At 36.7% G+C, this 26,077-nt stretch carries 27 protein-coding genes and 1 tRNA gene; 13 read left to right on the plus strand and 15 right to left on the minus strand.

Going from position 1 to position 26,077, the window contains the following annotated elements; translation table 11 throughout:
• Positions 1–47: 47 nt before the first annotated feature.
• The 4 genes from HNR32_RS04870 to lexA form a co-directional block, all read right to left on the minus strand.
• Positions 48–647 carry a TetR/AcrR family transcriptional regulator gene (locus tag HNR32_RS04870; RefSeq protein WP_183860239.1) on the minus strand — a complete coding sequence of 200 codons (600 nt, stop codon included), beginning with the start codon at positions 645–647 and terminating at the stop codon, positions 48–50.
• A gap of 55 nt (positions 648–702) precedes the next feature.
• Positions 703–1,902, minus strand: coding sequence for a zinc ribbon domain-containing protein (locus HNR32_RS04875; RefSeq protein ID WP_183860241.1), 1,200 nt, complete (start codon positions 1,900–1,902; stop codon positions 703–705).
• 128 nt (positions 1,903–2,030) lie between these two features.
• The gene (locus HNR32_RS04880) at positions 2,031–2,357 is read right to left on the minus strand and encodes a hypothetical protein (protein WP_183860243.1); all 327 of its coding nucleotides are present in this window, start codon (positions 2,355–2,357) and stop codon (positions 2,031–2,033) included.
• 24 nt (positions 2,358–2,381) lie between these two features.
• Positions 2,382–2,996 carry a transcriptional repressor LexA gene (gene lexA / locus HNR32_RS04885; protein ID WP_183860245.1) on the minus strand — a complete coding sequence of 205 codons (615 nt, stop codon included), beginning with the start codon at positions 2,994–2,996 and terminating at the stop codon, positions 2,382–2,384.
• Between the two features lie 194 nt (positions 2,997–3,190).
• Here lexA and HNR32_RS04890 point away from each other — a divergent pair, with 194 nt between their 5' ends.
• Positions 3,191–3,337 (plus strand): hypothetical protein, encoded by a 147-nt coding sequence (locus HNR32_RS04890; protein ID WP_183860247.1) that lies wholly within the window; start codon positions 3,191–3,193, stop codon positions 3,335–3,337.
• A gap of 4 nt (positions 3,338–3,341) precedes the next feature.
• Here the strand turns inward: HNR32_RS04890 and HNR32_RS04895 are convergent, their stop codons facing one another.
• The 6 genes from HNR32_RS04895 to HNR32_RS04920 form a co-directional block, all read right to left on the minus strand.
• Entirely contained in the window at positions 3,342–3,647 is a 306-nt protein-coding gene (locus tag HNR32_RS04895; RefSeq protein WP_183860249.1) for a hypothetical protein, read from the minus strand.
• Positions 3,648–3,659: 12 nt separating this feature from the next.
• Entirely contained in the window at positions 3,660–4,496 is an 837-nt protein-coding gene (locus HNR32_RS04900; RefSeq protein WP_183860251.1) for a hypothetical protein, read from the minus strand.
• A complete protein-coding gene (gene nspC, locus HNR32_RS04905; protein WP_183860253.1) occupies positions 4,468–5,610 on the minus strand; it encodes a carboxynorspermidine decarboxylase in 1,143 nt (380 codons plus the stop codon). Before nspC ends, HNR32_RS04900 begins: the two co-directional genes overlap by 29 nt.
• A 91-nt stretch (positions 5,611–5,701) precedes the next feature.
• Entirely contained in the window at positions 5,702–6,901 is a 1,200-nt protein-coding gene (locus HNR32_RS04910) for a saccharopine dehydrogenase family protein (RefSeq protein WP_183860255.1), read from the minus strand.
• A gap of 90 nt (positions 6,902–6,991) precedes the next feature.
• A complete protein-coding gene (locus tag HNR32_RS04915; RefSeq protein WP_183860257.1) occupies positions 6,992–8,242 on the minus strand; it encodes a DUF445 domain-containing protein in 1,251 nt (416 codons plus the stop codon).
• A complete protein-coding gene (locus tag HNR32_RS04920) occupies positions 8,242–9,477 on the minus strand; it encodes a DUF445 domain-containing protein (RefSeq protein WP_183860260.1) in 1,236 nt (411 codons plus the stop codon). Before HNR32_RS04920 ends, HNR32_RS04915 begins: the two co-directional genes overlap by 1 nt.
• Before the next feature lie 191 nt (positions 9,478–9,668).
• Here HNR32_RS04920 and secG point away from each other — a divergent pair, with 191 nt between their 5' ends.
• The 4 genes from secG (at position 9,669) to smpB (ending at position 13,567) form a co-directional block, all read left to right on the plus strand.
• Complete coding sequence (secG, locus tag HNR32_RS04925; RefSeq protein ID WP_183860319.1) at positions 9,669–9,881, plus strand: preprotein translocase subunit SecG; 213 nt, start codon at positions 9,669–9,671, stop codon at positions 9,879–9,881.
• 66 nt (positions 9,882–9,947) lie between these two features.
• Entirely contained in the window at positions 9,948–10,691 is a 744-nt protein-coding gene (locus HNR32_RS04930) for an alpha/beta hydrolase (RefSeq protein ID WP_183860262.1), read from the plus strand.
• 19 nt (positions 10,692–10,710) lie between these two features.
• A complete protein-coding gene (rnr, locus tag HNR32_RS04935) occupies positions 10,711–13,041 on the plus strand; it encodes a ribonuclease R (RefSeq protein ID WP_183860264.1) in 2,331 nt (776 codons plus the stop codon).
• Positions 13,042–13,093: 52 nt separating this feature from the next.
• On the plus strand, positions 13,094–13,567 hold the full coding sequence (smpB, locus tag HNR32_RS04940) for an SsrA-binding protein SmpB (protein WP_183860267.1): 474 nt from the start codon (positions 13,094–13,096) through the stop codon (positions 13,565–13,567).
• A 38-nt stretch (positions 13,568–13,605) separates the two neighbouring features.
• Here smpB and HNR32_RS04945 read toward each other — a convergent pair whose 3' ends face one another.
• The 5 genes from HNR32_RS04945 to HNR32_RS04965 form a co-directional block, all read right to left on the minus strand.
• Positions 13,606–14,253 carry an amino acid ABC transporter permease gene (locus HNR32_RS04945; RefSeq protein ID WP_231038152.1) on the minus strand — a complete coding sequence of 216 codons (648 nt, stop codon included), beginning with the start codon at positions 14,251–14,253 and terminating at the stop codon, positions 13,606–13,608.
• A 4-nt stretch (positions 14,254–14,257) separates the two neighbouring features.
• The gene (locus HNR32_RS04950; RefSeq protein ID WP_183860269.1) at positions 14,258–14,929 is read right to left on the minus strand and encodes an amino acid ABC transporter permease; all 672 of its coding nucleotides are present in this window, start codon (positions 14,927–14,929) and stop codon (positions 14,258–14,260) included.
• Positions 14,929–15,744, minus strand: coding sequence for a transporter substrate-binding domain-containing protein (locus HNR32_RS04955; protein ID WP_183860271.1), 816 nt, complete (start codon positions 15,742–15,744; stop codon positions 14,929–14,931). The genes HNR32_RS04950 and HNR32_RS04955 overlap by 1 nt, the downstream gene beginning before the upstream one ends.
• Before the next feature lie 91 nt (positions 15,745–15,835).
• Positions 15,836–16,558 carry an amino acid ABC transporter ATP-binding protein gene (locus HNR32_RS04960; RefSeq protein ID WP_183860273.1) on the minus strand — a complete coding sequence of 241 codons (723 nt, stop codon included), beginning with the start codon at positions 16,556–16,558 and terminating at the stop codon, positions 15,836–15,838.
• A 347-nt stretch (positions 16,559–16,905) separates the two neighbouring features.
• Positions 16,906–16,980: transfer RNA gene (locus tag HNR32_RS04965), tRNA-Cys, on the minus strand.
• 231 nt (positions 16,981–17,211) lie between these two features.
• Between HNR32_RS04965 and HNR32_RS04970 the strand changes: the two genes are divergently transcribed.
• From HNR32_RS04970 to argH, 8 genes are all read left to right on the plus strand, one after another.
• On the plus strand, positions 17,212–17,784 hold the full coding sequence (locus HNR32_RS04970) for a hypothetical protein (RefSeq protein ID WP_183860275.1): 573 nt from the start codon (positions 17,212–17,214) through the stop codon (positions 17,782–17,784).
• Positions 17,785–17,960: 176 nt separating this feature from the next.
• Positions 17,961–18,995 (plus strand): N-acetyl-gamma-glutamyl-phosphate reductase, encoded by a 1,035-nt coding sequence (gene argC, locus HNR32_RS04975; protein WP_183860277.1) that lies wholly within the window; start codon positions 17,961–17,963, stop codon positions 18,993–18,995.
• 37 nt (positions 18,996–19,032) lie between these two features.
• A complete protein-coding gene (gene argJ, locus HNR32_RS04980) occupies positions 19,033–20,238 on the plus strand; it encodes a bifunctional glutamate N-acetyltransferase/amino-acid acetyltransferase ArgJ (RefSeq protein ID WP_183860279.1) in 1,206 nt (401 codons plus the stop codon).
• Positions 20,219–21,148 carry an acetylglutamate kinase gene (gene argB / locus HNR32_RS04985; RefSeq protein ID WP_183860281.1) on the plus strand — a complete coding sequence of 310 codons (930 nt, stop codon included), beginning with the start codon at positions 20,219–20,221 and terminating at the stop codon, positions 21,146–21,148. Before argJ ends, argB begins: the two co-directional genes overlap by 20 nt.
• A 16-nt stretch (positions 21,149–21,164) precedes the next feature.
• On the plus strand, positions 21,165–22,358 hold the full coding sequence (locus tag HNR32_RS04990) for an acetylornithine transaminase (RefSeq protein WP_183860283.1): 1,194 nt from the start codon (positions 21,165–21,167) through the stop codon (positions 22,356–22,358).
• 45 nt (positions 22,359–22,403) lie between these two features.
• A complete protein-coding gene (argF, locus tag HNR32_RS04995) occupies positions 22,404–23,351 on the plus strand; it encodes an ornithine carbamoyltransferase (RefSeq protein ID WP_183860285.1) in 948 nt (315 codons plus the stop codon).
• Positions 23,352–23,400: 49 nt separating this feature from the next.
• The gene (locus HNR32_RS05000; protein ID WP_183860287.1) at positions 23,401–24,615 is read left to right on the plus strand and encodes an argininosuccinate synthase; all 1,215 of its coding nucleotides are present in this window, start codon (positions 23,401–23,403) and stop codon (positions 24,613–24,615) included.
• A 1-nt stretch (position 24,616) separates the two neighbouring features.
• Complete coding sequence (gene argH / locus HNR32_RS05005) at positions 24,617–26,023, plus strand: argininosuccinate lyase (protein WP_183860290.1); 1,407 nt, start codon at positions 24,617–24,619, stop codon at positions 26,021–26,023.
• Positions 26,024–26,077 lie beyond the last annotated feature (54 nt).

Consider the following 26,077-nt stretch of genomic DNA (forward strand, 5'->3'; position numbering starts at 1 on the left):
TATGCCTGTCTTTTTGTGTTTTACCCACTAGTATTTACCTAGACCCATTATTTCTTTTGCAAACCATCAATTATGAGCTTTACCTTATAATCAACATTTTCACAAAAGGGAATTTCCAAGCTGCTAAACGCCGCAGCCTGAAAAATAGAATGAAACATTTCCGTAATAATTTCCGCTGGGATATCATCACGAAACTCATTGTTTTCCTGACCTTTTTTTATTATGCCGTAAAAAACATTTTTAAACAGTGGTGCTGTTTTATTATTGTGTTCCATATCTTTAGGCTGTGCACTTTTATCAGCAGCCTTAATAAATAATGGTAAAACAAAACGATTTTTATCAAGTAAATTTGCCGTTTCTAGTATTACTGTTTCTAATATTTTAGTATAGTCAGCTGACGTCTGTGATATCGCCATAAAAGATTCTTTTATCTGTTTAGCGATTTGGTTGAGCAATTCTTTTAACAGCGTTTCCTTCGATTCAAAATAATTATAAAATGTCCCTAACCCCAGCTTAGCTTCCTTCATTATGTCGGCAATAGAAGTCTCAGCCATACCTTTTTCTATAAATAATTTAGTAGCCGCTTCAATAATACTTTTTTTGGACTGTATTTTTTTATTTTCCCGCTTAGTTAATTTTTCCTGCACAGTTATCTCCCTATCTATTTATATCATTAATCATCGTATCCTAATTATATTTTGCCTATTTTACTAGAATTTGCAATTTTTCCTGATTCTTTTTTTCGTCATCATATTGTTTTATAAAACTTTTATAAACATCTTCTTCGCGCTGATGAATAATCTCGGCCTTATCATAATATGGTTTGGCCTCTTTATAGTCATTATCTTCAAATTCAATACGCGCTGCCTGCCTTGCTGCACGCACGTACTGCAGCGAAATACTTAAAACATTATGAAGTGACTGCCGCAAAACCGCTCCTTCTGGAACATTAGCCGTAATATTATCAACTGCTCCCTGCAATTCAGTACGTTTAGCCTCGGCTTTATCAAGCTCAGAAAAATACTCGGCCCAAGTATAGCCGCCTTTACGCAAATTACTTAAAATATCCGGCAATCTTTCTTTTATTATTTCATATTCCTGTACATCAGTTTCTATTGCTGCTAAAAATTGTGCCATATTAGTAAATTGTTTATTATTTTGTTCATAATCATTTCGTAATTTTTTTACCCACGCCAGCACATTATCATTGATTGCCAAAAAATTATTATCAATAGTAATTTTTTGTTCTGCAACTGCAATTGTTGCTGCCAAACGCTTTATCTCTTTAATGTTATTTTTAACTTTATTGGCATCAGCATCAATTGAATTTTTTACTGGCGTATTAACAATAGTCAATAATTGTTGTATAAGATTGTTTTCATTTATTAGTAACTGCTTCATATCTGCAGCAAGTTTATTGTATTCCTGTGGTACTAATAATGCTGCATTTTTCTTATTTATTTCATCAATATTTTTCGCCTGTATTTGCAGCTGTTTTCTACATTCTTCCGGTGTTAAATTCTTATCTTTTATAAACATTGCCGCTAATATTTTATTGGTATTATTTACGGTTTGGATATAATAACTAACTTGCAGATTATAATTGTTCAGCTCCCTTTGCCGAAAAAAAACATATGAAGTAATTCCCGCTGCCAATAATATAAAAATCAAAGAAAAAATCATTATCTTTCGTCTTACAGCTCTTTGATATTTAAGATGTTTATCCACCAACAATAAAGATTTTAATTCTTGTCCACAGCTTGGGCAGGTCTGCATCGTTAAATTCAAATGTTCACCACACACTGGACAAACTAATTTTTTTTCTTGTAAGGACTGTCCGCAAAAACGGCAAAACTCATCATCTTCATTGATATATTTAGCACAATATGGGCATCTAATCATAAAAAGCCCCCCAGCAGTATAATAATATTCTATATAATATTATACCCAAAAACATTACTTTTCTCAAACACAATTACTGCATATTTCTAGCAAAAAAGCCACAACCTTACGGTTCTGGCTTCTTTCTATCAGTCTGAAAAACTGAGCTTCTCATATTGTTGTATTAATAGTTCATATTGCCCGCACGCTTCTGTTTGCGGCATATTATTACTGGCCGCCTGCATAAAACTTCTATTGAAGCGAATAAAATAATTATAAAAATCCTTATAATTATTATCGCCTGTTATTACTGCCAATAATTGCACTTGTTTAGCACAATTATGTGCCTGACAAACATATGCTAATGCTGCTGCATTGGTATTAAGTGAATTTTTACGACATATGGCTAAAGCTGCTTTAACATTGCAGATACAGGCATTCACTGCTTGTTTAAATGCTTTTTCATTACTTTTCATTTTATCGTCTTCCAAATAATTATTTTATATAACGTTTCCCAATAATGCTACGGCCTTACCCAAAATTCGTATATCACTGCAGGTTTTCCGATCAAACTCCATAGGTTTATATTTAGGATTTTCTGCGCGCAGCTGTACCATATTTCCATATTTATAAACACGTTTAAGTGTAGCACTATCATCGACCAGTACGGCAGCTATTTCACCATCGTTAACATCGGATTGTTCATGAATAAAAACTATATCACCATCATATATACGGGCATTTATCATGCTGTCCCCTGAAATACGCAGACAAAAATCTGCTTTTAAAGAACTGTCACATGGTATATATTCGTCAAAATCCTGAACAGCCAATATTGGCCTGCCCGCGGCAATACTGCCAATCAATGGAATCTTTTTTACCTTTTCGTTAACATCCTTTTTAGCTTTATCGAGCAGGTTCATTCCCCAAAAATATTCTGGTGGTATATTAAGTGCTGCAGCAATCTTTAAAACATTTTGCTGTTTTGGTTCATAACTGCCTGATAAATACTCACAAATAGATGATTTATTTATCCCCGTCAGTCGTGATAATTTTGTTTGGCTTATCTCTGCTGCCATCATATATTTTCGTAGTCGTTCAGCAAACTCAGTCATAATCTAAACCTCCAGTTTTTATTTAGTATACCTAATTTGTTCGGAAAAATCAACCTGTAAAAATATAATGATTTATAAAATTGAAAATAATTCTTGTCAAAATATTTTTTTTAGTGTATTATGTGTGTAAAGAAATCTGAATTTTATTTTTTAAGAAAACTAAATATTTTTTTTATTTAATGGAGGTTAACATTATGAAACATCTCGGTTACAGCCACATTATCAAAGCAAAAGATTTACGGGTATTAGCACGTTATGCGGCCATTTCAGCCTGTATTAAACCCATTATAAAACAAAATAAATACATTCATATAAATTGGCAGAAACCAAAATCGGCTTGACTAATTATTTGTGTTTTTTAACCATTGGTACTAATATTATTTTATTATCTTCCCGCTTTACCTTAATTTGATAATCAACAATACCCTCTTTGTATAAATCAAGCTTTAGTTTAAGCAATTCTTTTTCCAAATCAACAGCAAGTTTTGCATCAATATAGCTGTCTTTAATATTGTTGTTATTTTTTTTACCTGCTGCTGTATTGTTCTTATCAAATTCGCGGGCAATATCAAACAGGGATTTTTCTTTTTTTTCTTCTTTATAATCTTTAAACATATCTTTATCTGATAAATTTTTAGGAATTTTACTCATTATATTTCTCCTCTAAAGTTTATTATTTTTAGGCCATAGTACCATAGCTGCACTTATTAATCCCGCCATAAACAGCATGCAGCCGGCAAAAGCTCCTATTATAAGTCCAAACTCCCTGGCTAATACCGCCTGTCCGGCAAAATGCCAAACACCGTTTTCCATTTTAGCTACAAATGAAAAATACAGCATACTGCCAATTATATTTATAACAAAAAATACAATTGTTTCTATAACAGCTGACTTTCTTTTATTTACAAATAAAAATACGGTCCATAAAATTATTGCTGCTAATGAGGTTTTAGCAAAAATATAAAACATCACCGCTAAAAAATGTGACTGCAATAAATCTTTAGCTGATACATTACCAGCAGCATCAGGCTGCTGATTTTTTTTATCTGTTTGTGCCTGCTCAGTCTCCGGCAGTGCTGCACTTACCTGCTGTTTTTTTGCATCAACTGTTTCTTTTTTATCATCATTATTATTATCACGTTTTATATATTTATTATCCCGGATTTTATCATATGCCTGTGATTTTTTACTATCATTCTTGCTGTCACTCTTATCAGTATCGTGATCATTTGTCTGTTTTTTTTCTTCTGACTGTTTTATACGGGCATGTTCTTCTATTTCCTGTGAAATTTTATCAGTATCAATCAATTTAATTTCAGGCATTTTAGGCATTGGAATTGCGGGCAGTTGTGGAGTTTCCAGCACGGGCGCTGCCATTTGCGGCAGCTCGACCTGTGCCCCAGCCATAGCAGTATGATAAAAATTCATTATACAGATTACTGCTATCATAAATCCATATTTTATATAATATTTATGATAATCGCATTTTAAAATCGTCATAATTAAATCGTTTCACAATTGTTATTTTTCCATCTTTGCCAACTGCTGCTATTGCGGGCAGCGGCATACCATTAAAGGTATTATTTTTTACCATAGAATAAATTGCCATATCACAAAATATAATTTTATCACCTATCTTTAATGGCTCCGCAAAAGAATATTCACCAATAATATCACCAGCTAAGCATGTTGGTCCGCCAAAGGTATAGGTATATTTTTCTTCTTTCGGCATAAAGCCCTCTATAACATTAGGACGATAGGGCATCTCTATTACATCGGGCATATGGCAGGCTGCTGATGTATCCAGTATAACATTTTGCTGACCATTAACAGCTATCTCTAAAACACTACTACTCAAAAAACCAGCATCAAGAGCTACTGCTTCACCTGGTTCTAAATAAATTTCAACATCATATTTTTGCTGCATTTTTTTTATTAAATCTATCAATAAATTAATATTGTACCCTTGCCGGGTTATTAAGTGCCCGCCGCCAAAATTAAGCCATTTCATTTTATATAAATATTTACCGAATTTTTCTTCAATCACTTTTAGTGTTGCTGCTAAATCCTCAGCACCCTGCTCACATAAAGTATGAAAATGCAGTCCGCTTATACCTTCTAGATCCTGTCCAGTAAATTTATCCAAAGTTATTCCCAAACGCGACCCTGGAGCACAGGGATCATAAATAACATGATCCTGCGTAGAAAATTCTGGATTAATCCGCAATCCACATTGGCATTTTTGTTTTAGTGCCTGTTCTTTAAATTTATCCCATTGAGCAAATGAATTAAAAACAATATGATTACAAATTTTGACAATTTCGGGAAAATCCACTTCGCTATACGCTGGTGAAAAAATATGATTTTCTCCTCCCTGCATATACTCATGTGTCAAACGTGCTTCATAGATACCACTGGCCGTTGCTCCCGACAAATATTTACTAATTAATGGATAAAAATAATACATAGAAAAAGCTTTTTGCGCTAAAAGTATTTTACAATTTGCTTTTCTTTGCACCTCTGCCAATATTTGTAAATTTTTTTCCAACAATTCTTCGTATATTATATAGCACGGCGATGGTAATTTTTTCGCCGCATCAAATACATTCTGCATATTAAAACACCTTCTTTTTATTTCATAAATAAACTATACTTATAAATAATACCGTTGTCAATTAATTGACAACGGTATTATTTATAAGTATTTAATCAACCATAGTCGGATTAAAATCTTCCTGCCAAGGCAATCCCCACTTATTAAGTGCGTCCATAAACGGATCTGGATCAAATTCTTCAATATTATATACACCTGGTTTTTGCCATGTGCCATTCATGACCAGCATGGCCCCAATCATCGCCGGAACTCCGGTAGTATAAGAAACTGCCTGCGACCCTACTTCCCTATAACATTCCTGATGATCGCAAACATTATAAACATAATAATGCTTTTCTTTGCCGTCTTTTTTGCCGGTAAAGATACAACCGATATTTGTCTTACCTACTGTGCGTGGGCCAAGACTTGCCGGATCAGGTAAAACTGCCTTTAAAAATTGCAATGGTATTATTTTTTTACCCTCAAAATCTATTGGTTCAATAGAAGTCATTCCTACATTTTCTAAGCATTTTAAATGTGTAAGATAGCTTTGCCCAAATGTCATAAAAAAGCGAATGCGTTTTATGCCCTTTATATTTAATCCTAATGACTCAAGTTCTTCATGATGGAGCAGATACATATCCTTTTGTCCAACTTCGGCAAAACTATATTCGCGTTTTATTTCCATTGGCTTTGTTTCTACCCATTGGCCATTTTCCCAATAGCTGCCATTAGCGGTTACTTCACGAATATTTATTTCTGGATTAAAATTGGTCGCAAATGGATAACCATGGTCGCCGCCATTACAATCAAGTATATCAATGTAGTTTATTTCATCAAAATGGTGCTTTAACGCATGCGCACTAAATACACCAGTTACACCTGGATCAAAGCCGCTGCCCAAAAGAGCTGTTATTCCTGCCGCTTTAAATTTTTCCCGATACGCCCACTGCCACTTATATTCAAATTTAGCCGTTTCTGGCGGCTCATAATTAGCTGTATCCACATAATGAGTTTTAGTCGCCAAGCAAGCATCCATAATCGTCAAATCCTGATATGGCAATGCTAAGTTTAATACAACATCTGGTTTATATTCATTTATCAAATTTATCAATTGCTCAGTAGAATCCGCATCTACCTGTGCTGTAGTTATTTTTGTTCTGCCACCTGCCAATTTTTCTTTTAAAGCATCACATTTGCTTTTAGTACGGCTGGCAATCATAATTTCCTCAAATACCTCACTGTTTTGACAGCATTTGTGTATAGCAACACTGGCTACACCACCACAACCGATAATCAGCGCTCTCCCCATACAAAAACCTCCTAGTCTATATACTGTAGTATAGTATAACAAAAAAATTATTATTTGTATCTATCTGTTATAAATAATTTACAAATGCTTTTACTTAAGCATTTGTGCAATGATAAAAATCAATAAACCAATGCTGCCGCCAACCAATGAACCGTTTACCCTTATCCAAATTAAATCCGTACTTATTTTGGAATAAACAATCTCATTTAATTGCGCATCACTCATATTCATTAAAACCCGTCTTACAATATCACCAATCATATTTTGTCCCTGCAACGCTGATCGTCCAATAACATCATTTATAAATTTTTCCAGCTGCTTACGCAGATATATATTTTCTTTCAATAATATAAAGACATCATCAAATTGCTGTTTAATAAACGATCGCAGCTGTCTTTGCAATCTGCTCTGTTCTTCATTCAAATCAAAATCACTACATACATTATTAGTCCATTCCCTAATAATTTTTCTTACAACATCTGTTTCTGCAATAGCAGTCTGCAACTGTACCACAATATTGTCATAGGCATCTTTTTTTGTTAATTCATCAATATTATTGGCAATAATTAGACTTATATCCTGATGCACCTGGCTTTCTGACTGCATCATTTCCTGCAAAAAATCAATTAATTTTTTCTGCACCAATACTGCACATTCAGCTGTATTTATAACATCAAGCATACTTCCCAAAGAAAATAAAAATGACGGCACATTAGATTTCATTTTCTCGTCTAATATTTTTTCGATATACTGTCTGCTTTCCGGCTGAGCTATTTTATTACCGGCTACCAGCAATACCTTGTGCAGAATCTGCTGCTGGAGCTGTGGTTTTTGCAGCCATTCACTCAAATATATTTTAATTTCAGTTGCTGATATATTTTCAGTAATTATTTTTACTATATACTCATTAATAAATTCTTCTGTAGTGCTGCGTTTTATTTCCGTTTTTACCGTATCTATTATTTTATCGGCAGCAATTTCTTTATACTCCTCTTTATCTGCCCAAACAATAATTTTATCAACAGCATTTAATGAGCGCAATTGTAAAAATATGTTTTTACGGGAAAAGAATTGCTGCTGTACTAATTTGGTAGTAGCCTGTGTAAAAGCCTGACGTTTACGCGGCAAAATTGCTGTATGCCAGCTTATGCCAAGCGGTCTGCCAAAAAGTGCCTTAACCGCAAACCAGTCAGCAATCCCTCCCACTAAGGCTGCTTCCACACAAAATAAAACGCCCTGTACGAAAATATTATTAGGATACTGTACTTTTATATATAATGCAGCAATAAATAATATAGCCGCCACTATCAACACCTTATCGGCACGATTATATTTTTTCATCAATTACAAAACCTTTCTGCCATATAAGTAAGTACATATAGTGCTATACCAGCCATGCCGCCCACTAAAGAACCATTTATCCTTATCATCTGTAAATCACTGCTTATATGGTCTTCAATTAATGCTGTAAATTCTTCTGTCGAATAACTGTTTAATTTATTTTTTATCATATTCAGCAAGTATGGCGCACTTTTTTCCACTAATGTGGCCAGCTTGTCCTTTAACCAACCATCAAAAACCTTCTGTATATTTTTATCATTAATAAAATTTTTCAATTGACCATCAATAATATTATTGATTTTATTAAATAATTCTTGCTGCATTTGCTTATCAGCCAATAGTTTTCCCCAATAATCATTGCTTATTTGGACAAAATCACTATTTTTATTAATAGCGCGGCCTATCGCAGCAAACATCTCATTATATTTGTCCTCCTGCTGCAAATCTACCAGCCATGTGTCACGCAGCCAGATTTGTAATTTTTTCCTGTTTTCATCATCTTTATTATCCCATTTAGTGATAAAAGCGTTCAGCTTGCCTAAAACATCCTGCATAATACTTTCATCGCTTAAATCCAGCATAGCAATTGCCATCTCACGCAAAGTAGAGCCACTTTTATATTCATTTTTAACATCATGAATAAGCTGCTCCAGCATTGACTGCATTTTTTTATCAGCCAGCATCGTGTTAATAAAAATGCCCACGGCTTTCATAAATATATCAAGCTGCTTAGAATTTATAATTCCAGCTAATATATTAACTATCGCTTCTTTATATAATTTTTCATCATTTTTTTTAGCAACATTTTGTACATCAGTTACGATAGCCGTAATGTCCATTTTTTTTATAAGTTCTCTGCCCAAAGATGTTATTGTAGTATATAATCGTTCTGTCCCACCTTTTTTTGTCAAATAATTGACAAGCATCTGTCCCATATCATAACGAATAACGTCTTTCATGATATTATTAGAATTTAATAAATCCTTACTAATAAAATTAATAAGTTCATCCATAATTCGACCTCGATTACGCGGTAAAATTGCTGTACGCCACGATATTCCCAGAGGTTTCCTAAACAGTGCCGTAACAGCAAACCAATCCGCTAAGCCGCCTATCATTGCCGCTAAAAAACCATTATGCAGTAACTTGATGAAAAATCCTTCTTTGCCTGCTGTCAGCAGCATTCCTGCCAGCATAAGTACTAACAGGCCTGTTGCCTGTAACTTTTTGTTCATCGTTATAACCTCAAATATCTATAAAAATTTATTATTAACTCTAAATATTATACAAATAAATATAGTAAAATTTCAACCCTGCCTATTTATAGACAAATACTTTCTTACATGCTAAAATATAAAGTATATTATATGTTTAAATGTAAAACTTTGCTCATTAGGAGGGTTATTGTTTGGAGTTAACTATTTTAATGATAATAGATGCTGTCATCGCTATCGGCTTAATCGCTTCTGTTCTTTTACAGGAAGGGAAAAGTGCCGGCATGGGCGGACTTTCTGGAGAAACCGATACAGTATTTAGTTCCAAAGCCAGAGGACTGGATGCATTAATGGCTAAAGTTACAGTTGTTTTTGCAATTTTATTTGGAATTCTTACTGTAATAATTGCAAAAATGACTGCCTAAAAAAAGTTCTCTATCATCACGATAGGGAGCTTTTTTTAATAAAATCTTTCCACGGGGTATTTTATCATGATTTTAAAGGGTGCTGAACCATTTTTTCTGCCAGGTAATAAAGAAAATGGTATATTATTAACACATGGTTTTACCGGCTCTCCCTCTGAAATGCTGCTGTTAGGCGAGTATCTCAATAAACTTGGCTATACTGTTTTAGGTGTACGTCTATGTGGTCATGGAACAACACCTGAAGATATGTCACACACTATTTGGCAGGATTGGTATCAATCTGTCTGTGATGGGTACTTACTGCTTAAAGGCTGTTGCTCGCAGATAACCGCCATCGGTTTATCTATGGGCAGTATCTTATCATTGCTGCTAAGTCTTGATTATCACGTTGACAAGCTCATTGCTCTTAGCACCCCGCTATTCATTGCTGCTCAGCGCGGCTTAAATTCATTGCCGCCGCGTAAACAATGTCATGATGATTTTATTCCTAAGCCTTCTCGCAAATATCCCGGCGTTGATGAACATTATACTGTCCATTATAAAAAAACCCCAGTAATTTGTGTTTATGAATTACTTGAATGCATCAATCATTTAAAAATAAATTTAAAAAACATTACTGCTCCTTTACTAATAATACAAAGTAATAACGACCACACTGCCAGCCCCAAAAGTGCGCAATACCTTTATGATAATGTCCAAAGTCCAAGTAAAAAAATTTTACATTTGAATCATTCCGGACATCTAATAACTTTGGACAGCGAAAAAGAAATAGTTTTTTCTGCTATAGCAGATTTTATACAAAATAAATAAAATAACGATTGGAGAGATTATGGAATTACAAGAACGAATTTTATATTATATGGAAAATGAGGCAACTGGACCAGTCAGTGAAGAAGCTTTGGCCAGTGCCTTAAATTTGACCAATGAAGAATTAATTGAATTATTTTCAATCTTAGATAGATTAGAACACGACGGCCTTATCGTCTGCAACCGCAACGATCTTTACGGTTTACCTGCACAAATGAATCTTGTCGTCGGCACCCTAAGCATGAACAGCAAAGGCTATGGTTTTATTTTGCCACAGGATAAAAATGAAGCTGAGCTCGGTGATGTATTTATCCCCCCTTCATTGCTGGGATCAGCCATGCATAATGACAAGGTTATTTGTCGATTAAACGAGACCAGCACTAGTGAAAGAGCTCGCGAAGGTGAGATCATTCGCATTTTAGAACGTGCCAATAAACAAATTGTCGGCACGTTTGAAAAAAGCACCGCTTTTGGCTTTGTAACACCAGACAATACCAAAATAACCAAGGATATTTTTATCCATAAACGCAATTTCAACAAAGCTCCTGTTGGGGCTAAAGTAATTGTTGAAATCACTAAATGGCCGCGCAAACGCCATAATCCTGAAGGTAAAATCATACAGATACTTGGACAGGCCGATGACCCTGGTATCGATATACTCTCTGTAATTCATCAGTACGATCTGCCACTCGATTTTCCTGCTGAAGTTGCCGCCGCTGCCAAAAACGTTCCAATGTCCGTCATGGAAAAAGAATATAAAAAACGTGAAGACCGGCGTGATTTACCAATTGTAACTATTGATGGCGATGATGCCAAGGATTTAGACGATGGCGTCTATGTCACCAAAAAAGACAATGGTAATTATTTATTAGGTGTTTATATTGCTGATGTCAGCCACTATGTACGCGAAAATTCCACACTGGATATCGAAGCACGCAAACGCGGCACTAGTGTATATCTCGTCGACCGTGTTATTCCAATGCTGCCAACCCGTTTATCAAATGGAATATGCAGTTTAAATGCCGGCCAGGACCGCTTATCCATGGCTGCAGAAATGGAAATCGGCTCTGACGGCCAGGTTATTTCCTATAAGATCTTCCCTACAGTCATTCATGTTTATCGCCGTTTAACCTATAATCTTGTTAATAAAATTCTTGTAGAAAAAGATCCAGAAACAATTACTGCCAACAAGGATATTTTAAATTTATTAAACACACTGAGCGATCTACGCAATATATTAAAAAAACGACGCCACATCCGCGGTTCAATTGATTTCAATATAGCCGAAGTAAAAGTAAAATTAAATGAGCGGGGTATCCCAACAGCTTTATTAAAACGTGAGGGATCTTTGGGCGAATCAATAATTGAAGAATGTATGCTCATAGCTAATGAAACGGTAGCCCAGCATATGGCCAAAAAACAACTTCCATTTATCTATCGTGTTCACGAACAGCCCGATACAGAAAAGATTGCTAATCTCAATGATTTATTGGCAACCTTTGGCCTGCATATAAATAAAAATACTAAAACCAATAATATTGACCCGCTGGCAATACAAAAAGTATTAACTGCTGTAGAAGGCCGTCCTGAGGAGAAAATCATTTCAACGTTAGCCTTACGAACAATGCAGCAAGCTCGCTATAAAGAAGAAAATGCTGGTCATTTTGGTCTGGCTGCTGAATTTTATACCCACTTCACTTCACCAATACGCCGCTATCCTGATTTAATTGTGCACCGGTTACTGGCAGAAACAATTTCTGCTAAAGGACATTTAGCAGCTACCCGCCAAAAACAGTTAAATAAAATGCTGCCGGAAATCGCAGTATCATCTTCCATCAGAGAACGTGTTGCCGCTGATGCTGAACGTGATACTGTCGATATGAAAAAAATCGAATACATGGCACAGTTTGTCGGTGATGAATTTACTGGTGTCATAAGTGGTGTAACTTCCTTTGGTATATTCATTGAGCTTGATAACGGCGTAGAGGGACTTGTTCATGTATCCAGCATGGCTAACGATTATTACGAATATGTCGAAAAAGAATATGCCTTAGTAGGACGGCGTACCAATACCCGTTATCAAATGGGACAAAGCGTTACCATTATTATTATGCGCGCCGATGCCAAGGAACGATTGCTCGACTTTATACTAAAAGGCAATGGTGTCTATAACGATTTTAAACGTCCTAAAGTATCTGCCGCTGTGGAAAAAATTGCCCAGATACCAGCAGACAGTACGCCTACAAACAGCTCACATAATCATCGCCATAAAAACAAAAAAGTTGACAGCTACCAAAAAATAACTCATAAAAAAAAGCATCGCAGCAAACATCTCAAAGCAAATCATAAATAAATCCCATTTCTACAATATACGATTTCAATTTATATAGAAAGGAACTTTCACTATGGGAAAAAACAACAGCAGTATAAAAATTGTCTGCGAAAACCGTAAAGCCCGCCATGATTTTTTTATTCATGAAACGTTTGAAGCTGGTATTGCTTTGGTCGGCACCGAAGTAAAATCACTGCGTGCCGGCAAAGCCAATTTAAAAGACAGCTTTGCTTTAATAAAAAATAATGAAGCCTACCTTGAAAATTTCCATATCAGTCCTTATGAACATGGCAATATTTTCAATCATGATCCTTTACGCCGCAGAAAGCTTTTAATGCATAAAGCTGAAATAATCCGCCTATTCAGTAAAACTCAGGAAAAGGGGCTCACGCTTGTTCCTCTTAAAATATATTTTTCCAAAGGCAAAGCCAAAGTAGAATTAGCACTGGCTTCCGGTAAGAAAAATTATGATAAGCGCCAGGTTTTGGCTGAAAAAACGGCTAAACGTGAAGTAGAACGAGCCCTGCGTGAACGGCAAAAATATTAAAAAATGGTGCAGCAATTAAAAATTGCTGCACCATTTTTTTAAAAACTTTTAGCGGCAAGACGACGATGTTCCCAACGGGCTAACAGCGATAAAGCATAATTGATTACAAAATAAATTAAAGCTACACACCCCATAATAACAAATAAATGCACTGTATCACTATAGCGTCCGATTAATATCATACCTCGTCCCGTAAGTTCCTCCGTACCAACAGCCCAAACAAACGATGAATCTTTAATTACCGTTGTAAACTGTGAAACCATCGGCGGGATAATATTACGATAGGCCTGCGGCAAAATTATATGATAAACAATCTGCCATCTGTTAAGTCCCTGTGACAAAGCCGCTTCAAACTGTCCCTTAGACACTGAATTTATACCGCCACGAACAATTTCAGCCATAATCGCACCAGTAAACACGGACATTGCCAATATTCCTGACATTGTTGGCGGTAATGGTGTCATAAAACGTGCAATAAGGACACATAGTAAACAAGGAATATTGCGTACAATATCAACATATAGTCCACCGATATGACCAATAATAGGAAGTTGCAGATATCTGGCTACTCCAATAAGCGTGCCTAAAATAACACTAAATATTATAGAAAAAAAACCTATCTCCAGTGTAACTTTAAAGCCGCCCATTAAAAATAAAAAATTATTCATTTGAAATAAGTCTGACAATAGCTTACACCCCGGCTTTCTTTTCTAATTTATTTATATATTTACTAAGAGCAAAACAAATTATCCAATAACAGCAGCCCGATACAAAATAAGCTGGTCCATAATACATATTGCTGCCTGACCATGAATCAGCCTGATACATTAGATCTCCACCGGCAATCATTGCCAATACGGAGGTGTTTTTTACCAAATTTATAGTCTGATTGGCCATCGCCGGCAGCATTACTTTCTTGGCCTGCGGCAATACTATATACCACATTGCCTGCCAATAGCTAAAGCCCTGGGAAACAGCAGCTTCCAGCTGTCCTTTCGGCACAGCCATAATGCCGCCTCTTACCACTTCAGCCATATAGGCTCCAGTATAAAGGCCAACACCCAAAATCCCAATTAATAATACCGGCAGCATTATATGTAAATGCGGCAAAGCATTATAAATAAAGATTACCTGAATTACCAAAGGAGTATTTTGAAAAAACTCCACATAGATACGATTTATTACCCGAATAATTTTATTGGGAAAAACACCGGCGATACCAAAAATTATCCCTAATAATATCGATAAAACAAGTGCACCGATTGTTACTTCCAGCGTTGTTATAAGCCCACCGATAAATATATCACGTGCATCAAACAACGCCTGCCACTTGTACAGTGCAAAAGGATTATTTACATCCATTATTTATTTAACTTCCATTTTGCTAAAAGTTTATCCATTTCGCCGGATTGTTTCATTTCTTTAAAGGTTTCATTAATAACTTTTGCTAATGCTTCATTGCCTTTTTTAGTAGCTGCACCATATTCCTGCGGTGAGAATTTATCAGCAAGAATCATTGTTTGATCATCAACATACCCTGCTAAATTGGAAGTATCCATAGCATATGCTGCTGCACGGCCAGCCATTAAAGCAGCCTTACATTCTGGATAGGTTGGGAACTCAGCAAATTTTACACTTACACCCGCTTTTTTCGCTGCTTCTTCAACGGCTTTTTTGGTAGTAGCGCCTTGGGGAACTGCAATTGTCTTACCATCAAGATCTTTTATCGATGTAATATTATCTGATTTTTTTACTAAAAGACCTACTGGATCAGTATAATACGGATCACTGAAATCATATTGTTTTTTGCGTTCCGGATTAATTGTATACGTTGCAATTACAGTATCAAGTTCACCACTATCGAGCAACGGTCCACGTGTTTTAGCCACAACTGGCGTAAATTCTACTTTTGATGGATCATTAAAGATTTTTTTAGCTACGGCATGTGCCAAATCGATTTCAAAACCTTCTATTTTACCTGTATCAGGATTTTTGTAACCAAATAAAGGTACATCAACCTTACAGCCAACCTTTAACGTCCCACGATCTTTAATTGTTTTCATAATATCATTGGAACCGGCTGTCTTTGATTCACTGCCGCAGCCTGCCGCTACTAAAGAAAATGCCGTAACTGCTGTTAGTGCCAAGGTCATTAATTTTTTTCTTGATAAAAACATAATTATACCTCCTAATTTATGAAACATTATAATAATAAAATATCTTCCTAAATAAATTGCTAAATATATTAAACCAGTAAAATTTATATAATTACAAAATCTTGCTTAAAAATTGCTGCGCTCGTTCATTTTGCGGATTATCAAAAAAAGCTTCGGGCGTAGCCGTTTCCAAAATTTGTCCATCGGCCATAAATATGACATGATCTGCAACCTCACGGGCAAATCCCATTTCATGTGTCACACACACCATTGTAATGCCGCTATGCGCAAGATCCACCATTACATCCAGAACCTCTTTTATCATTTCAGGGTCAAGTGCCGAAGTAGGTTCATCAAAAAGCATTATTTTAGGATGCATATTAAGCGCACGCGCAATGGCTACACGCTGCTGCTGTCCACCAGACAATTGTGCTGGATAGGCATCAGCCTTATCTTTCAAGCCTACACGCTCCAAAAATTCCAAACCAGTCTGACATGCCTCTTCCTTACTTTTTCCTTGCACTAATATTGGGGCTATTGTTAAATTTTCCAAAACAGTTTTATGCGGATATAAATTAAACTGCTGAAATACCATAGCAGCTTCCTGTCGTATCTGCTTTAGCTGTGCTTTTGATTTCATCAAATTTATGCCATCAACAATTACATCTCCGCTATCAGGTCTTTCCAGCTGATTAATGCAGCGTATCATTGTGCTTTTACCTGAACCACTAGGGCCAATCACTACAACTTTTTCACCTTGCTTTACATGTAGATTTATATCTTTTAAAACATGATTATCACCAAAATATTTATTAATCCCCTGTAGTTTTATCATTAAAACAACCCCTCCTTCCTAAAAAAATGTATAAAAAAAACGCCCAGACCTATTTTCCCTTAGATCAAAGCGCCATTGCTTAAGTATATTTTTAGTATAAATCATTAAATAAATTTTGTCAATAAATTCATTTATATTATATTTATTAATTTTTTGAAACAAAAATCCATGTTTTTTATGTATTTATACCAAATCCAGCTTATTTATTATTGTTTAACTGTTTCATGTAATATAGCATTAATTGCAATTATTCTTTCAATTATATTTAAATACCATCTCTCTATATTCCATATAACAAAAAAAGAGAAGAAACATCTTCCCTTTTATAAAAAAATTTATATTCTTATTGGAGGCGACACCCAGATTTGAACTGGGGAATAAAGGTTTTGCAGACCTCTGCCTTACCACTTGGCTATGTCGCCGCTTGCGAACATTTAATATTATATATATTTTTCCAGATATTGTCAACAGCTTTTTTATTTTATTTTTAAAACATTATTCATATTACTATTTTCAAGTAAATATACTAAATCATATACTATAATTATTATCTTTGCAGAAATAACTCTAAGTAGTATATATAGTAATTGACGTTATTTATTATAGTAGGTATACTTAGCTATATAAATATATTTTTTCAAGGAGGATTTCTTTTGAAACACACATTTAAATCATTATTTATAGCTTTTTGCCTGCTCCTTATGGGCACAGCCGCAGCTTTTGCTGCTCCGGTAGAAAAAACCGTTATAATGGATGATTCCTTTGATTTATCTTCTATCCATACTATCGCTATTGCCATGCCTAATTATATTGAAAATGAAAAAAGCCCTAAATTAGATGAAGTAATAAAGGCTTTAGCTCAATCTGGTTTTGATTCCCGCAGCGTCAAACATTTGACTATTATACCATATTCCGTTATCGCCAAAAACATTCAAGCTGAAACCGGCAAGGATTTACAAACACTTGATAAAAACGAAGCAAAATCATTATTTACTGCACAGGTAAAAAAATATGCCGATGCTTATCTAGTCCTAACTGCTGCTAAGGACAGCCGTGTTGTCATGTTTTACGATTTATACTCTGCCAAAGACAATAAATATCTTTATTCCTATGAAGTAATCGGCGGCGGACAAGGTGACAATAATTTACGTTCCTATACTACTTTTAACGATATGTTCTACGATGCTTTTGCCCAATCAGTTAAAGATCAGAAAAAAACTAAATAATTTATTAAGGTGAGATGATAGTAAAATATCAGATCACCTTTTTCTATATTTGGCATTTAATGAAATTTTATACATCCTTTGCTAGTCCTATATATTTTTAACTTTTTTGAAAAATATATTGCATTTTTATGCATAATAGATGTATAATTATAACACAGCAAAAGGAGGTACTCATTATGAATATCAGCATCATAGGTGCTACCGGCTATGCCGGCGCAGAATTATTGCGGTTACTATATACTCATCCCCGAGCCAATATAATTCATTTAACTTCAGAAAGCAGTACTGGTAAAAAAATCTCCGCTATCTATCCTTATTTACGGGAACGATGTGATTTAACGCTTACCAGTCTTGATAATATAGAACAAATAGCCAAGGACAGCGATTTTATTTTTATTTGTCTGCCACATGGCCATGCTATGAAAGTAGGGCAATTATTAGAAAGTAAGAATATACGCATTATTGATTTAGGTGCTGATTATCGCTTTAATGATATCTCTACTTACGAGCAATGGTATAAAGTAAAACATCTCCATACTGCAGCTTCACGTGTATATGGTTTGGCTGAACTGCACCGTGAAGAAATAAAATCTGCCCGAATAATCGGTAATGCCGGCTGTTATACTACTGCCAGTATTTTAGCTCTGGCACCCTTAGTAAAAAATCACTTAATTGATGCCAAAAGTATTATAATAGATGCTGCCTCCGGCGTATCAGGTGCCGGTCGTTCAGCTAAACAAGCTAATTTATTGCCGGAGTTATATGATAGTTTTAAAGCTTATGCTGTCGCCAATCACCGTCATACACCGGAAATTGAGCAGGAACTTTCTATACTAAACGGTGAAAATATTATTTTAAACTTTACACCACATCTTGTTCCTATGGCTCGCGGCATTTTAAGCACCTGTTATGCCAATATCTCCCCTGCTGTTGATGATAAAACGATCAATGAGGCTTTTGCCAAAATGTATGGGCAGGAATTTTTCATCAGACTCCTCGGTGAAGGCGGCTATCCAACGACTAAGAATGTGCGCGGTTCCAATATTTGTGAAATTGGCTGGCATATTGACAGACGCACCAACAGAGTTATCGTCATCTCAGCTATTGACAATCTTGTCAAAGGCGCTGCCGGACAAGCTGTACAAAATTTCAATATTGCCTGCGGCTTCGACGAAAAAACAGGACTTGATTTTATCCCTGTATATCCGTAAAACTACCAATAATTATATATATTAGGAGGCCCTATTAATGATTAATGAAAATAAAGCAGGCGTAACTTTTGCCAAAGGATTTAAAGCAACCGGTATTAAAGCTGGTATCAAAAAGAGCGGTAACGCTGATTTGGCAATCATCACCAGTGATACTGAAGCTGCCGTAGCTGGAACCTTTACACAAAACAAAGTAGCTGCTGCACCTGTATACGTATCAAAAGATGTTGTAAAAACAAAAACAGCTAAAGCCATCGTTGCCAATTCCGGTTGTGCCAATGCCTGCACCGGTCAGCAAGGTATGGATGATGCCCATAAAACAGCCCAGATTGCTGCTGCTGAATTAAATATAAATAAAGATGATGTGATAGTAGCATCAACCGGCGTAATCGGTGTAACCCTGCCTATGGATAAAATTGAAACTGGCATAAAAGCTGCTGTCCCTACTTTAAATAATGATGGCAGTGATGCTGCTGCTAATGCTATTATCACCACCGATACATATACAAAATCATTAACCACCAGTATTACCCTTGATGGCAAAGAAGTACGTATTGGCGCTATTGCCAAAGGTGCCGGCATGATTCAGCCAAATATGGCAACAATGCTGTGCTTTATCACTACTGATGCCAATATCGAACAAGTTCGTCTGCAAACAGCTTTATCTGAAATAATTGAAAAAACCTTTAATATGATTTCCGTTGACGGTGATATGAGTACTAACGACATGGTTATCGTTTTAGCTAATGGGCAGGCGGGTAATAATAAAATCATCGAAAACGATGAAAATTACCAGATTTTCTATCAAGCCCTGTCCGAACTTTGCTGCCAAATGGCGCAAAAAGTAGCTGCTGATGGTGAAGGAGCTACCAAATTTTTAACTATAAATATAAATAATGCCAGAAATTTCCGCGATGCTAAATTAGCTGGTATGTCAATTGCCAATTCCCCTCTGGTAAAAACAGCCTTTTTCGGACAGGATCCTAATTGGGGCCGTATTCTTTGTGCTGTAGGCTATTCTGGTGTTGATATGAATCCAGAAAATACCGAAGTAAAAATTGGCGGCATTACTATTTACTCTAATGGACTTGGTGCGGCTTTTGACAAGAACGCCCTGCAGGATATAATGTCCGAACATGATATTGCAATCGATATCAATCTTAATATGGGCAGTACCAATGCCACTGTATGGTCATGTGACCTATCCTATGAATACGTAAAAATAAATGGTGAATACCATACCTGAGGAGCTGTATCATTTGGAATTTTCTGCTGAAGCTAAAGCTTCAATATTAGTTGATGCTTTACCTTATATACAAAACTTTTACGGTGAAACCATTGTTATAAAATATGGCGGCAATGCCATGATAAATGATGATTTGAAAAACAAAGTAATGCACGATTTAGTATTAATGAAATATGTTGGCATTCGTCCCATAATCGTGCATGGCGGTGGACCTGACATTACCAGTTTTTTGGAAAAAGTTGGTAAAACAAGTACATTTGTTAATGGCTTACGTGTAACGGATAGGGAAACTGCCCAAATTGCCGAAATGGTTTTAGTCGGCAAAATCAATTCCGAAATTGTCAGCCGTTTAAACAGCCTCAATTTAAAAGCCGTCGGTTTAAGCGGCAAAGATGCCAATCTTATTGTTGCCAGTAAAAAATATGCTGCAGTTAAAAATGCTGATAATACTATTACCAATACCGACATTGGCTTTGTTGGTGAAGTAAAAAACATTAACACAGCTTTATTATATGATTTACTTGACCAAAATTATGTACCAGTAATTTCCCCCATTGGCATTGGTGAAGATGGCAACAGCTATAATATCAATGCTGATTATGTAGCAGCAGAAATAGCCGGTGCTATGAGTGCCAAGAAGATGCTTCTGCTTACCGACATCGAGGGAATTTATCGTGATTATAACGATAAAAGCACTTTCATATCAACGCTGAGCAAAAAAGAAGCAGAAGCCATGATTGCTGACGGCAGCATCAATGGCGGCATGATTCCTAAAGTGGAAGCCTGCCTGCGTTCGCTGGAAAAAGGGGCTGGCAAAACCAGTATCATCGATGGCAGACAAGCCCATTCATTAATTTTAGAATTATTCACCTCACAAGGTATTGGCACAGAAGTTGTACATTCTAATTGAGTAAGGAGTTAATATTATGACTGATGAAGAAATTTTTGCCAAAGACGAACAATATTATATGCCTGTCTTTGCGCGTTATAAAATAGCCTTGGACCATGGTGATGGCCCTTATGTGTATGATGTAAACGGTAAAAAATACCTTGATTTTCTCGGCGGTATTGCTGTAAATGTACTTGGACACAACTACCCGCAGCTAGTCCAAGCAATAAGTGAGCAAGCTGCTAAAATGATTCATTGCTCTAATCTATACTATACCCAACCGCAGGCTGATGCCGCTTATAAACTAAGTCAGCTGAGCAAAATGGATAAAGTTTTTTTTGCCAATTCCGGCGCAGAAGCTAATGAAGGAGCTATAAAACTAGCCAGAAAATACGCCCATATGACTGACAATGATAAGTCACAAATAATTTGTGCCAATCACAGTTTTCATGGCCGTACTATCGCTACATTAACTGCCACGGGGCAGCCAAAATATCATGAAGGTTTTGGTCCATTGCCTGATGGCTTTACTCATATTGACTATAATGATATTAAGCAGCTGGAAAATACAATCAATGATAAAACATGTGCTGTACTGCTCGAGGCAATACAGGGTGAGGGCGGCGTTAATGTCCCTGATGCTGATTACCTGCAAAAAGTGCGCGCGTTATGCGATAAATATAATGCCCTGCTCATTTTTGACGAAATACAATGTGGTATGGGCCGCACCGGAACTTTCTTTGGCTTTGAACAATTTGGCGTAACCGCCGATATTGTTACTTTGGCTAAAGGACTGGCTGGCGGTGTTCCCATCGGTGCCTTTATCACCAACAACAAGATTGCCCAAGCCCTTCATGCCGGAGACCACGGTACCACCTTCGGCGGCAATCCATTAGCCTGCGCTGCTGCCAATGTTGTACTTGATGCTATGCAAAGCAGCATTTTTTTAGAAAGAGTTACCTTGCTTGGCAATTACCTGCAGGATAAACTGAATTTATTAAAAGAAAAATATCCATCCTTAATCAAAGAAGTACGCGGACGCGGATTAATGGTTGGTGCCGAACTTAATAAACCAGGCAAAGACATTGTCAATAAATGTTTAGAATACGGTCTTATCATTAATTGCACTGCCGGCAATGTACTGCGTTTTGTTCCGCCGCTTATAATAACAACAAAACACATTGATGAATTAATTTTAACACTTGATAAAGTTTTAACAGAACATGTATAATATAAAAATAGACTTTTAAAGTAATATTCATTCAGGAGGCTTTATATGCTTGCGTGCAAGGATTTATTATCAATACATGACTTAACTGCTGACGAAGTAAACGAAATCCTATCGTTAGCCCAAGAATTAAAAGCTATGCAGAAAGCTGGCATAGAACATCATATACTCGAAGGAAAAACATTGGGAATGATTTTTGAAAAATCTTCCACTCGTACACGTGTATCCTTTGAAACAGGTATGTATCAACTAGGCGGTCAGGCCTTATTTTTATCCAACAGAGATTTACAAATAGGGCGCGGCGAACCAATAAAAGATACTGCCCGCGTTTTATCCCGTTATCTTGACGGCATCATGATCCGCACCTTTGAACATGAAAAAATCGAAGAATTTGCTCACTATGCTGATATTCCAGTAATAAATGCACTGACGGACTTATTACATCCTTGTCAGGCACTCACTGACTTACTCACCATAAAAGAACATCGCGGACAAAATCTCAAAGGTCTTAAGATGGTCTATATCGGTGATGGCAATAATATGACTCATTCCTTAATGTATGCCTGTGCTAAAGCCGGTATCAATTTTGTTGCGGCCACACCAAAAGGCTATGAACCAAATGCCGATGTACTTATTAATGCCAAGGCTGATGCTGCTGAAAATGGTGCTACAGTAACGGTAACTGATGATGTAATGGCTGCTGCCAAAGATGCCGATGTCTTATATACCGACGTCTGGGCCAGCATGGGCCAGGAAGCCGAGCATGATGAACGTGTAAAAATTTTCAAGGGCTACCAAATCAATTCTGCTCTATTACAGGCTGCTGATAAGCGCGCTATGGTTCTTCACTGCCTGCCTGCACATCGCGGCGAAGAAATCACCGATGAAGTTTTAGAAGCACATGCCGCTGAAATATTTGATGAAGCGGAAAATCGCCTGCATACCCAAAAAGCCATTATGGCTCTTTTGATGGGTGATATGCATCATCATCACTAAATTGCACTATAAACTAAAATTATTATACAATCTAAGGAGATGTCTATAAATGGGACAAATAAAAAAAGTTGTACTTGCATATTCCGGTGGTCTTGATACCTCTGTTATCATTCCATGGCTCAAAGAAAATTACGATGGCTGTGAAGTAATCGCTGTATGTGCCGATATCGGCCAGGGTGATGAGCTCAGCGTTGTTCATGATAAAGCCTTAAAATCAGGTGCTTCCAAAGTATTTATCGAGCACCTCACCGAAGACTTTTTAGAAAATTATGTATGGCCCACTTTAAAAGCTGGTGCTGTATACGAAGGCAAATATCTTTTAGGTACCTCCTTTGCCCGTCCACTAATTGCTAAACGCCTTGTAGAAATTGCCAAACAGGAAGGTGCTGATGCTATCGCCCACGGTGCTACTGGTAAAGGTAATGATCAGGTACGTTTTGAGCTTACAGTAAAAGCACTCGCTCCTAATATTAAAATAATTGCCCCGTGGCGTGAATGGGATATCAGATCACGTGAGGATGCCATTGTTTATGCTAATAAACATGATATTCCTGTTGCTGCCGGCAATAAAGTATACAGCATGGACAGAAATATCTGGCATTTAAGTCATGAAGGCTCTGACCTTGAAGATCCATGGAATGCTCCGAAGAACAGCATGTATCTCATTGCCAAAGCTCCAGAAGATGCTCCTGATAAACCAGAATATGTTACCATTGATTTTGAAAAAGGCATTCCTATTGCTGTAAATGGTGAAAAATTAAGTGCTGTACCATTATTGGAAAAACTTAATGAAATTGGTGCTAACAACGGTATCGGCATTACTGATATTGTAGAAAATCGTCTTGTCGGCATGAAATCCCGCGGCGTATATGAAAATCCCGGTGGAGCTATCCTTTACTATGCTCACAGAGAATTGGAATATCTTTGCCTTGACCGTCAGACTTTCCATTATAAAGAAACTGTTGCTGTACGTTATGGCGAACTTGTTTATGATGGTATGTGGTTCAGCCAATTGCGTGAAGCACTAGCTGGTTTTGTCGAAAGCACACAGGAAACTGTAACTGGTACTGTAAATCTTAAACTGTATAAAGGCAACATTATGCCAGCTGGCGCAAAATCACCATATTCGTTATACAGCCATGATTTTGTTACTTTCGAAGCTGATGATGTTTATAATCAGGCTGATGCTAACGGTTTCATTAATTTATTTGGATTACCGCTTAAAGTCCGGGCTTTAATGCAGGAAAAAACAGGGAATAAATAATATGGCAGAACAATTATGGGGTGGACGTTTCTCTAAGTCCACCAACGAAATGATAAATGAATTTCAGGCTTCTATTCAATTTGATAAACGCATGTATCATGAAGATATAGCCGGCAGTATGGCTCATGCCAAAATGCTTGCTAAATGCGGTATCATATCTGACGAAGACTGTAGTAAAATCACTGATGGTCTGCAAAATATATTGGAACAAATCGAACATGGCGATTTTGATTTTTCCATCGACCTTGAAGATATTCATATGAATATCGAAAAACGCCTGACCGAAACTATCGGCGAAGCCGGTGGCCGTCTGCATACCGCTAGAAGCCGCAATGATCAGGTTGCTCTTGATACCCATATGTATGTACGGCGCGAAACAGCCGCTGTGCAGAAACTTATCTTGGATTTACAAACAGCCTTTGTGGCAACAGCTAAAAAATACAGTGACACTATCATGCCCGGCTACACTCATCTGCAAAGAGCTCAGCCAATTTTATTTTCCCATCATATGATGGCCTATTTTTCTATGCTGTCACGTGATTTCTCCCGTTTCAAAGGCGTATATGAACGCTGCGATATTATGCCTTTAGGGGCCGGAGCACTGGCTGGTACAACATTCCCAATAAACCGCCAGATGGTTGCCGATGAACTTAATTTTTCTGCCGTTTATGCCAACAGCCTTGATGCTGTAAGTGACAGAGATTATATTATGGAATTTTTATCAGCAGCTTCCATTTTAATGGTTCATCTCAGCCGCATCAGTGAGGAAATAATTTTCTGGTGTTCACGCGAATTTTCCTTTGTGGAATTAGACGATGCCCATTGTACTGGTTCAAGTATGATGCCGCAAAAGAAAAACCCTGACGTATCCGAACTGGTTCGCGGTAAAACCGGCCGTGTAATTGGCCATCTGATGGCTATGCTGTCTACTGTTAAAGGACTGCCATTGGCCTATAACAAAGACTTGCAGGAAGATAAGGAAGGTCTTTTTGACACTATTGATACCGTAAAATTCAGTTTGGCTGTTTATGCCCAGCTTATCCGCGGCATGAAGGTCAATAAGGAAAATATGCTCAAGGCCGTACAGGAAGACTTTTCCAATGCTACTGACCTTGCCGATTACCTGGTAAAAAAAGGCATGCCTTTTAGAAGCGCCCATGCTGTTTCCGGCAAGGCTGTTCATTATTGTATTGAGCATAATAAATGGCTTGAGGATTTAACCATGGATGAATTTAAAAGTCTTTCCGATTTATTCAGTGAAGATATCCACGAAGCCATTAAAGCCCAAACCTGTGTTGATAACCGCAATTCCTACGGCGGCACATCACCTAAACAGGTACAAATGCAATTTGAGCTTGCGCAAAATATCTTAAACAACGAACAACAGCAACTGTCTCTATATAAATAAAAATTATTATCTCCATATAAAACAGCCCGACAGTCAATGCTTTTCACTGCATAA

The sequence above is a fragment of the Pectinatus brassicae genome (assembly GCF_014201835.1).
Lineage (GTDB): Bacteria > Bacillota > Negativicutes > Selenomonadales > Selenomonadaceae > Pectinatus > Pectinatus brassicae.

Bases quoted from the DNA above. Each gene is read 5' to 3' on its own strand.
- HNR32_RS04875 (WP_183860241.1), bottom strand. From the start codon at position 1,902: ATGATTAGATGCCCATATTGTGCTAAATATATCAATGAAGATGATGAG.
- HNR32_RS04880 (WP_183860243.1), bottom strand. From the start codon at position 2,357: ATGAAAAGTAATGAAAAAGCATTTAAACAAGCAGTGAATGCCTGTATC.
- lexA (WP_183860245.1), bottom strand. From the start codon at position 2,996: ATGACTGAGTTTGCTGAACGACTACGAAAATATATGATGGCAGCAGAG.
- HNR32_RS04890 (WP_183860247.1), top strand. From the start codon at position 3,191: ATGAAACATCTCGGTTACAGCCACATTATCAAAGCAAAAGATTTACGG.
- HNR32_RS04895 (WP_183860249.1), bottom strand. From the start codon at position 3,647: ATGAGTAAAATTCCTAAAAATTTATCAGATAAAGATATGTTTAAAGAT.
- HNR32_RS04900 (WP_183860251.1), bottom strand. From the start codon at position 4,496: ATGACGATTTTAAAATGCGATTATCATAAATATTATATAAAATATGGA.
- nspC (WP_183860253.1), bottom strand. From the start codon at position 5,610: ATGCAGAATGTATTTGATGCGGCGAAAAAATTACCATCGCCGTGCTAT.
- HNR32_RS04910 (WP_183860255.1), bottom strand. From the start codon at position 6,901: ATGGGGAGAGCGCTGATTATCGGTTGTGGTGGTGTAGCCAGTGTTGCT.
- HNR32_RS04915 (WP_183860257.1), bottom strand. From the start codon at position 8,242: ATGAAAAAATATAATCGTGCCGATAAGGTGTTGATAGTGGCGGCTATA.
- HNR32_RS04920 (WP_183860260.1), bottom strand. From the start codon at position 9,477: ATGAACAAAAAGTTACAGGCAACAGGCCTGTTAGTACTTATGCTGGCA.
- secG (WP_183860319.1), top strand. From the start codon at position 9,669: ATGATAATAGATGCTGTCATCGCTATCGGCTTAATCGCTTCTGTTCTT.
- HNR32_RS04930 (WP_183860262.1), top strand. From the start codon at position 9,948: ATGATTTTAAAGGGTGCTGAACCATTTTTTCTGCCAGGTAATAAAGAA.
- rnr (WP_183860264.1), top strand. From the start codon at position 10,711: ATGGAATTACAAGAACGAATTTTATATTATATGGAAAATGAGGCAACT.
- smpB (WP_183860267.1), top strand. From the start codon at position 13,094: ATGGGAAAAAACAACAGCAGTATAAAAATTGTCTGCGAAAACCGTAAA.
- HNR32_RS04950 (WP_183860269.1), bottom strand. From the start codon at position 14,929: ATGGATGTAAATAATCCTTTTGCACTGTACAAGTGGCAGGCGTTGTTT.
- HNR32_RS04955 (WP_183860271.1), bottom strand. From the start codon at position 15,744: ATGTTTTTATCAAGAAAAAAATTAATGACCTTGGCACTAACAGCAGTT.
- HNR32_RS04960 (WP_183860273.1), bottom strand. From the start codon at position 16,558: ATGATAAAACTACAGGGGATTAATAAATATTTTGGTGATAATCATGTT.
- argC (WP_183860277.1), top strand. From the start codon at position 17,961: ATGAATATCAGCATCATAGGTGCTACCGGCTATGCCGGCGCAGAATTA.
- argJ (WP_183860279.1), top strand. From the start codon at position 19,033: ATGATTAATGAAAATAAAGCAGGCGTAACTTTTGCCAAAGGATTTAAA.
- argB (WP_183860281.1), top strand. From the start codon at position 20,219: ATGGTGAATACCATACCTGAGGAGCTGTATCATTTGGAATTTTCTGCT.
- HNR32_RS04990 (WP_183860283.1), top strand. From the start codon at position 21,165: ATGACTGATGAAGAAATTTTTGCCAAAGACGAACAATATTATATGCCT.
- argF (WP_183860285.1), top strand. From the start codon at position 22,404: ATGCTTGCGTGCAAGGATTTATTATCAATACATGACTTAACTGCTGAC.
- HNR32_RS05000 (WP_183860287.1), top strand. From the start codon at position 23,401: ATGGGACAAATAAAAAAAGTTGTACTTGCATATTCCGGTGGTCTTGAT.
- argH (WP_183860290.1), top strand. From the start codon at position 24,617: ATGGCAGAACAATTATGGGGTGGACGTTTCTCTAAGTCCACCAACGAA.